Source organism: Hydrogenophaga sp., assembly GCF_018780385.1.
Classification (GTDB): Bacteria; Pseudomonadota; Gammaproteobacteria; order Burkholderiales; family Burkholderiaceae_C; genus Hydrogenophaga.
The window spans coordinates 1-8,280 of the sequence record NZ_JADMJO010000073.1; the positions used below are offsets into that span (position 1 = coordinate 1).

Genomic DNA, 8,280 nt, shown 5'->3' on the forward strand with positions numbered 1-8,280 from the left:
AGGCCGCACACCACCACCTGCAGGCTGCCCAGGCCGAAGATCGCGCGGCGCAGGCTCCACAGGTGCGAGGGCTGCATCTCCAGCCCGATGACGAAGAGGTACATGACCACGCCGAGTTCGGCCGTGTGCAGGATGGTGGCCGGGTCGCTGATGAGGCCCATGCCGAACGGCCCGATGGCCAGCCCGGCGGCCAGGTAACCCAGCACCGAGCCCAGGCCAAGCCGTTTGAACAGGGGCACGGCAACGACCGCTGCGCCCAGCAAGGTCACGACTTTGAGCAGATCGCCTGCGCTGCCTTCAACGGCCATGGGAGAACTCCGGGTGGGTGAGGGGGGATCGATGGAAGGCGAAATTGTGACGCACGCGGCGGCCGCCTACACCAGAGTGGCCAGCCCGCGCTGCGGCAATGCCATCGCGCGGCAGGGACAATAGGCGGCTATGTTCGTCACACGCTACCTCAAGATGGCCCTGATCCTGGGCCTGCTCTCCGCCATCGGTCCCTTCGCCATCGACATGTACCTGCCGGCGCTGCCCGACATCGGCCGCAGCCTGGGCGCCGAGGTCGGCCCCGTGCAGTTCAGCCTGACGGCCTTCTTCCTCGCGCTTGGTGTGGGCCAGCTGCTCTACGGGCCGGTGTCCGACATGGTGGGCCGCAAGCCACCGCTGTATTTCGGCCTCGGTCTGTTCACGCTGGCCAGCATCGGCTGCGCGCTGGCCACCGACATCCAGACCCTGGTGGCACTGCGCTTCTTGCAAGGCCTGGGCGCAGCCGCCGGCATGGCGATCCCGCGCGCCGTCGTGCGCGACCTGCACACCGGCACCGACGCCGCGCGCCTGATGTCGTTGCTGATGCTGGTGTTCAGCGTCTCGCCCATCCTGGCACCGTTGGTGGGCAGCGGCGTGATCGCGCTCACCGGTTGGCGCGGCGTGTTCTGGGCCGTGGCCCTGGCCTCGGTGGCGGGCCTCGCGCTCGTCTACGGTGCGCTGCAGGAAACCCGCAGCGCCGCCGACCGCGTGGAAAGCAGCCTGGGCAGCGCCTTGCGCGCCTACGGGCTGCTGCTGCGCGACTGGCATTACCTGGGTCTGGTGGGCATAGGCGCCACGGCCATGGCCGGCTTCTTCGTGTACCTGGCGGGCTCGCCCTTCGTGCTGATCAACCACTACGGCCTCACGCCCGTCCAGTACAGCCTGGCGTTTTCCTTCAACGCCATCGCCTTCATCGGCGCCTCGCAGTTCACCGGCATGCTGGGTCAGCGGTTTGGCCTGGTGCGCCTGGTGAAGGCGGCGGCCAGCGCCTCGGGCCTGACCATGTCGGTGCTGCTGGTGTATTACCTCGCAGGCGGTGACCAACTCGCCGTGTTGATCGCGTTGTACTTCGTGGCCAGCGCCTTCATGGGCCTGGTGATTCCCACCACCTCCGTGCTCGCACTGGAGAAGCACGGCGCCATCGCCGGCACAGCCTCGGCCTTGCTGGGCACGCTGCAGATGCTGGGCGGCGCGGCCGCCATGGGCATCGTGAGCCTGTTTGCCAACGGCAAGCCCCTGCCCATGGTGGTGGGCATGGCCTCGGGCGCGTTGATCGGCGTGATGCTCACCTGGGTCACGCTGGGCGGCGATTCCAAAACCCACTTGGCGCCCGAGGCACACGGGTGACGCTGCACGACGGTCTGCCTCAACCCCAGCGCGGGCGGGCCGTGCTGGTGATCGTGCTGGGCATTGCCATGGCGGTGATGGACGGCAGCATCGTCAACCTGGCGCTGCCGGGCATCGCGCGTGAACTCAACGCTCCCGCCTCGCAGGCCATCTGGGTGGTCAACGCTTACCAGATCGCTTCGCTGGTGATGCTGCTGCCGCTGGCCGCGCTCGGCGACCGCCTGGGCTACCGGCGCGTCTATCTGGTGGGCATGGCACTGTTCGTGCTGTCGTCGGTGTTGGCCATGCTGGCCGACTCGCTGTTGATGCTCACGGCGGCGCGCGCGCTGCAGGGCCTGGGTGCGGCCGGCATCATGGCCGTGAACACCGCGCTGGTGCGCCTGATCTACCCGAGCGCTCGCCTGGGGCGCGGCATCGCGATCAACTCGATGGTGGTGGCCACCTCCACCATGGCCGGCCCCGCGGTGGCGGCGGCCATCCTCTCGGTCGCGTCCTGGCCCTGGCTGTTTGCGCTGAACGTGCCGCTGGGCCTGCTCACGCTCTGGATGGGTCGCCGCGCACTGCCCACCAACCCGCCGCGCACCGAGGCAGCGCCGCAGTTCTCATTGATCGACGTGCTGCTCAACGTGCTCATGTTCACGCTGGTGTTCGTCGGTGCGGAGCAGCTGGGTGTGCGTGGCGAGGCGGCCCACAGCGCATCAATCCTGGGCTGGGCCTTGCTCGCCGCGGGTGTGGCGGTGGGCGTGGTGTACCTGCGCCGGCAGTGGCACTTGGCGGCACCGCTGTTCCCGCTGGATCTGCTGCGCATCCACGTGTTCGCGCTGTCCATGGGTTCTTCGCTGGGGGCGTTCTGTGCGCAGATGCTGGCCTTTCTGAGCCTGCCTTTTTTGTTGCTGGAGGTGCAGGGCCGCACGCACATGGAAGCCGGCCTGATCATGACCGCATGGCCGCTGGCCACCGTGCTGGTGGCACCGATCGCGGGGCGCCTGATCGGGCGCTATCCCGCAGGCTGGCTGGGCGGCATCGGCATGGTGGTGTTTGCCACCGGCCTGCTGCTGGTGGCCCTGCGACCCGAGCAGACCACGGTGCTGGACATGGGCTGGCGCCTGGCGCTGTGCGGCGCGGGCTTCGCACTGTTCCAGTCGCCCAACAACCACACCATCGTGACCAGCGCGCCGCTGCACCGCAGTGGCGCGGCCAGCGGTATGCTGGGCACGGCGCGGCTCACGGGGCAGACGCTGGGCGCCGTGATGCTGGCGGCGATCTACGCGGTGTGGAACCAGCACGACGGGCGGGGCGAGACCATCGCGCTGTGCCTGGCGGCCGGCTCTGCGCTGCTGGCCGGCGTCAGCAGTTCACTTCGAGTTCGCGCCAGCCGCTAAGCCCTCAGCCAGCGCCCGTACCGACAGCGGCGCACAACCCTCGGCCTTGTTGCTGATCGTCACATAGGCGTTCTGCCCGGCACCTGTCACACCCGCGATGGTGCGCACCAGCAGCGCGCGCGTCTCGTCGTCCACGTCGTGGATGCGGTCGTAGGGGCTGTATTCCTTGCGCGCGTCTTCATAGCCGTAGGCACCGTGCAGTGGGTTCAGGTTCCAGCGGCACACCATGGGCCCGGGCCAGAGCATGCGCAGCAAAGGCAACTGCTCCGCCAGCCGTGGCATCTTGGCGTGCAGGCACAGGCACCAGGTCGCGCCGGCCTCGCGCAGGACGGCAGCGAGCTCGTGCACGAAGGGTTCTTCCAGCCACTCCGGGTCGCGCACTTCCACGGCCAGCACACCGTCGGGCGCGGTGGGTGAGAGCGGCGGCTGGGCCAGCAGCAGGGTGCGCAGGCGCTGCAGCACCAGCGGCAGGTTGTGCAGCAGGTGCCGTGGCATCGGGCTCAGCTGGAACACCAGTGCACCCACCTTGTGGCCCAGCCCCGCGAGCGCCGGCGCCACGAAGTCCTGCGTGGCCAGGGCCGCGTCCAGAAACGCCGGGTTGGGTTGGCGGCCGCGGCCGTCCTCGCCGCGCACCAGGGCGTCGGTCACGTGGCTGGGTGCCTTCACCACAAAGCGGAAATCGTCCGGCACCTGGGCGGCGTAACGCGCGTACTGGCCTTCGGTGAGTGGGCGGTAGAAGCCGCGGTCCAGGCTCACGGTGCGCATCAGGGGGTGTTGGGCGTAGGCCGCCAGCCCCTCTTTCGAGAGTTGTGCATCGCGGTAGTCGGCATCCCACACCAGGCCAGCCCAACCTGGGTAGGTCCATGACGAGGTGCCCAGTCGTGCCCGCGCGGGCAGTGCCGAGGCCAGCGCTTGCAGGGCTGGGTCGGGTGGGGCGGCGCTCACGCCCGTTCGCTGTTTGCGCGCGGGTGGGTCAGCGGGTGGCGGAGGTGCGGGTGGGTCGCCGAAGAGCTTGTCTTGCATGGGGGCAGGCGCCGGATACCTGGCAAAACCGCCACCCGGATGGGGTTGATGGTAGCCCCGGCGTGCTCAACGAAACAGGCGTTGCAGCCAGCTTCGCGCGCCCGTGACCGGTTTTCGCATGCCCGGTGGCAACTGGCCGCCAGCCGATGCAAAGTCCACTTCGAAGTCGAGATCGTCCGACACCTGTGCCCGGTGCCGTGTGGTGCGCTCAGGCTCCGCCAGCAGTTGCCTGTGGCGGGTCAATGCGGATCGCAGCGTGCGGTTCAGGTACTCAGGCCCAGCGGGTTTCGCAATGAAGCGGTAGATCTGGCCTTCGTTGATCAACCGGCCGATGACGGCACTGTCACGCTCCTGGCTGTAGACCAGCACGACCACCTGGGGTTGATTGCGGCGAACGGCCCGGATCAGGTCCATCTGCTGGGAGCGCGCACCGTGGATATCGGTGATCAGCACGGCGACTTTCTGTCGCGTCAACTGGTGCACCGCTTCTCCGATGTCACTGGTGCAAACGATGTTGGTCGCGGTTTTGACGGAGGCCTGCCACTGAGCGGCTGCAGTGCTGTCGTTGTCGAACACCAACACCCCCTCGTCGAAGGTGCTCGACCCGTCCGCGTCCAAGGTCTCCTGGAAATCGACCCAGGACGTATGCGACATTCGGGCCACATTGGCGGCATCGCTGACGGTGTCCAGCAGCTTCTGGTTGTCCCAGGGTTTGGAGATGAAGCGGAAGACCTCGCTCTCATTGACCGAACTCAGCACCGCGTTGAAGTCGGAGTAACCCGTGAGCAGGAGCCGGATGCTGCGCGGCGATACCCGCCGGGCCCGCTCCAGGAATTCGGTGCCGGTCATGCCCGGCATCCGTTGATCGCTGATGACCACGTCGAAGTGCTCGGCGCTCAACAAGGCCAGTCCGTCGAGCCCGCTGTCGGCCACCGCCACCTCGTACTGACCGCGCAGCAGCCAGCGCAAGGAACGCAACAGACCGGGCTCGTCGTCGACGCAAAGCACCTTGGGTAGTGAAGCCTTGCTCATGGTCATGCCGCCTTGTTGATGGGCAGCCGCACCCGAAACTCGGTGCCCAGGCCCACTTCGCTGCTGACCTGGATGTCGCCACCGTGTTCTTCCACGATGTTGCGAGCGATCGCCAGACCCAGGCCCGTGCCCTCGCCGTCGGGTTTGGTGGTGAAGTACGCCTCGAAGATGAGGGGAAGCACGTGGGCCGGGATGCCGGCGCCAGTGTCGCGGATGCTCACGGTGATGAAACCGGCATCGGCCTTGGTGGATACGGTGATCGTGCCCGAGCCCTCTATGGCCTGGGCAGCGTTGTTGATGAGGTTGAGGAACACCTGGTTGAGCTGCGACACGTTGCATTCAATGGAAGGCAGGGTCTCGAATGAGCGCTCCAGCGTGATCTTGGTCGAAATCACCGTCTTGGCGATGTAGCACACGCTGCCCAGCGCGGTGTTGAGGTTGACCTCTGCGGTGTGGGCACGGTCCAGGCGGGTGAAGCTGCGCAGGTTGTCCACCAACTCGTTCATCTGTCCCATGCCCATGAGCACGTCGCTGAGCATCTCGCGCGCTTCGCGCACCTCCAGCATCGCGGAGGCGAGTTCTCTGGCCTGGTGCTCATCATCCGGGGGTTCCATCAGGGCGCCTGGTCCGCTGGACACCACCTCGGCGCTGCAGATCGAATGACGTATCTGTCGATGCACAGCGCCCTCCAGCTGATCCAGCGCCTGGATCGACATGAGCACGTTGTTCTTGGAGAAGGCCAGAGGCGTGTTGAGCTGATGCGCCACGCCGGCCACCATCTGTCCCAGCGACGTCATCTTTTCCGACTGGGCCAGTCGCTGCTTGGTGGCGTCACTTTCACGTGCCTGGCGCTCGATGACGTTCTGGGCACGGCGCACGATGCTCAACAGAACGACATACAGCAGGGCCAGCAGGCCTGCCACGATGGCCAGCTGCTGGTTGGCGCTGCTCTGCACCTGCTGGTGGTTGGTGGCGGCCTGTTCGGCCAGGCGGTTCTCGTTGGCCAACGCCACCTGCTTGAATTCACTCGACGTGGCCTTGATCTGACCCAGGAACGGCGTCACGTCGGCGTACACCTCGAACACGCCCACGGTCTTCTGACTGCCGGGTTCGATCACGGGCAAATAGCTGGCGATCAGGTCGCGGTTTTCCACCACGCCCTGCAGCGCACTGAACTTGTCGCGGAAGGTGAGCTCGCTGATGGCCTTGCCATCACGCGCCGCGCTCTTCCAGCCGGCGCTGCCCGACTTGTCTTCACCCACCTGGCCCAGTTCGGTGGAATACACCGTGATGCCGCTCATGTCGTACACCTTGATCTTGAAGACGGTGCTGCCCTGCATGGCCTCGCGCACCCGGGCATCCAGCGGGGCAAAACTGGCCAGCGCCTGCAGCTGTGTGCCGGTCTCCTTGAAGCATGCCTTTTTCTCAGCCGTTGCTACCGCTTTGCCCTTTGCGTCAACTCCATCGGGCATCGCCCTGCAGTGATCAAAGTTGACCGAACCGATCTCGGCGAGGTAGGGCGTGAGATCGCTCGCCCACAGGGCGTTGGAGAAGAGCCGCGTCAAGTTCACGTTGCCTTGTTCATTCACGGCAAGCAGGTCCCGCCGCGCCACGGAGTCGGCGCGGGTCACGAAATCTGCCTGGATTTCGCTCAGCGTCTGTGCTTCGTTGATCTGCACCTCCTGGAAAAAATTGGACTGGCGGTGTTCGAAGAACATCAGGGTGGCGGCGACCACGCCGAAGGCCACCAGACTGGTGACAGTGAAGTAGCGGGTCAAGCGGAAATAGTTGCTCATGGGATCTCCAGCGGGGTAATGGAAACCGAGGCATCAGTTCAAGGCAGTGCTTGTGCTGAACGCGTTGTCGGGCTGGCTGAGATACTAGGTAGGGGTATCAAAACGCCCCATACTCCAAGGGAAGTATTTCGTTATCGAACGCTGATCCGTTGGTGACAAAAGTCATGGCGATATCAAAAAAAAGTTCCACAGAAGATCCGCGCACTGGCCGAAAAGGTGGGTGGTTGCGTGTGGCAAACTCCCCCGCTTTTCCACTCACACAGACATTCGCCCCCGAGGCGAGCAAAGCCACAGATGCAGAACATCGTTGCGCAAATCGCGCAGGAAATCCGGGTTGGCGTTCACCAGGTCCAGGCCGCCGTGGACCTCATCGACGGCGGGGCCACGGTGCCCTTCATCGCGCGCTACCGCAAGGAAGCTACCGGCGGGCTGGACGACATCCAGCTGCGAGAACTGGCCTACCGGCTGGACTACTTGCGGGAGCTTGAAACTCGCCGCGAGACCATCCTCAAGAGCATCGATGAACAGGGCAAGCTCACGCCCGATCTGCGCGCGGCCGTGATGCTTGCCGCCACCAAGCAGGAGCTCGAAGACCTGTACCTGCCGTTCAAGCAACGCCGGCGAACCAAGGGCCTCATTGCGCGGGAATTCGGCATCGAACCCCTGGCCGACAAGCTGTGGGCCGACCCCACGCTGGACCCCATGGCCGAGGCCCTGGCTTTCACCCGACCACCCGAGGTGCTGGACGACGGCAAACCCGGTGCCGATTTCTCCACCGTGCCCGCCGTGCTCGACGGTGTGCGCGACATCCTGAGCGAGCGCTGGGCCGAAGACGCCGCGCTGCTGCAGAACCTGCGCGAATGGTTGTGGAGCGAAGGCCTGCTCAAGAGCACGCTGGTGGCAGGCAAGGACGAGAACGTGCCCGAGGTGGCGAAGTTCCGCGACTACTTCGAGTACGACGAGCCGATTTCGCGCGTGCCGTCGCACCGTGCGCTGGCCGTTTTTCGCGGGCGTTCGCTGGAGATCCTGGACGCCAAACTGGTGTTGCCCGAACCCGAGGTGGCTCCCGCCACCACAGGCAAGGCCGCGCCCGTGGTCTCGCTGGCCGAAGGCCGCATCGCCCTGCAACTGGGCTGGAGCCACAAGGGCCGAGCGGCCGACGACCTGCTGCGCAAGTGCGTGGCATGGACCTGGCGCGTGAAGCTCTCGCTCTCCAGTGAGCGCGACCTGTTCGCCCGCCTGCGCGAGAGCGCCGAAGCGGTGGCGATCAAGGTGTTTGCCGACAACCTGCGCGACCTGCTGCTGGCCGCACCCGCCGGCCCCAAGGTGGTGATGGGCCTGGACCCGGGCATCCGCACCGGCGTGAAGGTGGCGGTGGTCGATGCCACCGGCAA

Annotated in this window: 7 protein-coding genes; 3 read left to right on the forward strand and 4 right to left on the reverse strand. The window is 66.1% G+C overall.

The window, feature by feature from the left end; genetic code table 11:
* The coding region (locus tag IV113_RS19450) for a cation:proton antiporter (RefSeq protein ID WP_291088421.1) at positions 1-308 on the reverse strand (308 nt) is incomplete at its 3' end.
* 130 nt (positions 309-438) lie between these two features.
* Between IV113_RS19450 and IV113_RS19455 the strand changes: the two genes are divergently transcribed.
* Entirely contained in the window at positions 439-1,653 is a 1,215-nt protein-coding gene (locus IV113_RS19455) for a multidrug effflux MFS transporter (protein WP_291088423.1), read from the forward strand.
* Positions 1,650-3,035, forward strand: coding sequence for an MFS transporter (locus IV113_RS19460; protein WP_291088425.1), 1,386 nt, complete (start codon positions 1,650-1,652; stop codon positions 3,033-3,035). Before IV113_RS19455 ends, IV113_RS19460 begins: the two co-directional genes overlap by 4 nt.
* Here IV113_RS19460 and IV113_RS19465 read toward each other — a convergent pair.
* The 3 genes from IV113_RS19465 to IV113_RS19475 all read right to left on the reverse strand — a co-directional run bounded on the left by IV113_RS19465 (position 3,009) and on the right by IV113_RS19475 (position 6,886).
* Positions 3,009-4,058, reverse strand: coding sequence for a DUF72 domain-containing protein (locus IV113_RS19465; protein WP_291088427.1), 1,050 nt, complete (start codon positions 4,056-4,058; stop codon positions 3,009-3,011). The two genes, IV113_RS19460 and IV113_RS19465, sit on opposite strands and share 27 nt — an antisense overlap.
* A gap of 66 nt (positions 4,059-4,124) precedes the next feature.
* Positions 4,125-5,090 carry a response regulator gene (locus IV113_RS19470; RefSeq protein ID WP_291088430.1) on the reverse strand — a complete coding sequence of 322 codons (966 nt, stop codon included), beginning with the start codon at positions 5,088-5,090 and terminating at the stop codon, positions 4,125-4,127.
* Positions 5,091-5,092: 2 nt separating this feature from the next.
* Complete coding sequence (locus tag IV113_RS19475; protein ID WP_291088432.1) at positions 5,093-6,886, reverse strand: HAMP domain-containing sensor histidine kinase; 1,794 nt, start codon at positions 6,884-6,886, stop codon at positions 5,093-5,095.
* A 294-nt stretch (positions 6,887-7,180) separates the two neighbouring features.
* Between IV113_RS19475 and IV113_RS19480 the strand changes: the two genes are divergently transcribed.
* Positions 7,181-8,280: Tex-like N-terminal domain-containing protein (locus IV113_RS19480; protein WP_291088434.1), on the forward strand; the 1,100-nt coding region annotated here is incomplete at its 3' end.

Bases quoted from the DNA above. Each gene is read 5' to 3' on its own strand.
- IV113_RS19470 (WP_291088430.1), bottom strand. From the start codon at position 5,090: ATGAGCAAGGCTTCACTACCCAAGGTGCTTTGCGTCGACGACGAGCCC.
- IV113_RS19475 (WP_291088432.1), bottom strand. From the start codon at position 6,886: ATGAGCAACTATTTCCGCTTGACCCGCTACTTCACTGTCACCAGTCTG.
- IV113_RS19455 (WP_291088423.1), top strand. From the start codon at position 439: ATGTTCGTCACACGCTACCTCAAGATGGCCCTGATCCTGGGCCTGCTC.
- IV113_RS19465 (WP_291088427.1), bottom strand. From the start codon at position 4,058: ATGCAAGACAAGCTCTTCGGCGACCCACCCGCACCTCCGCCACCCGCT.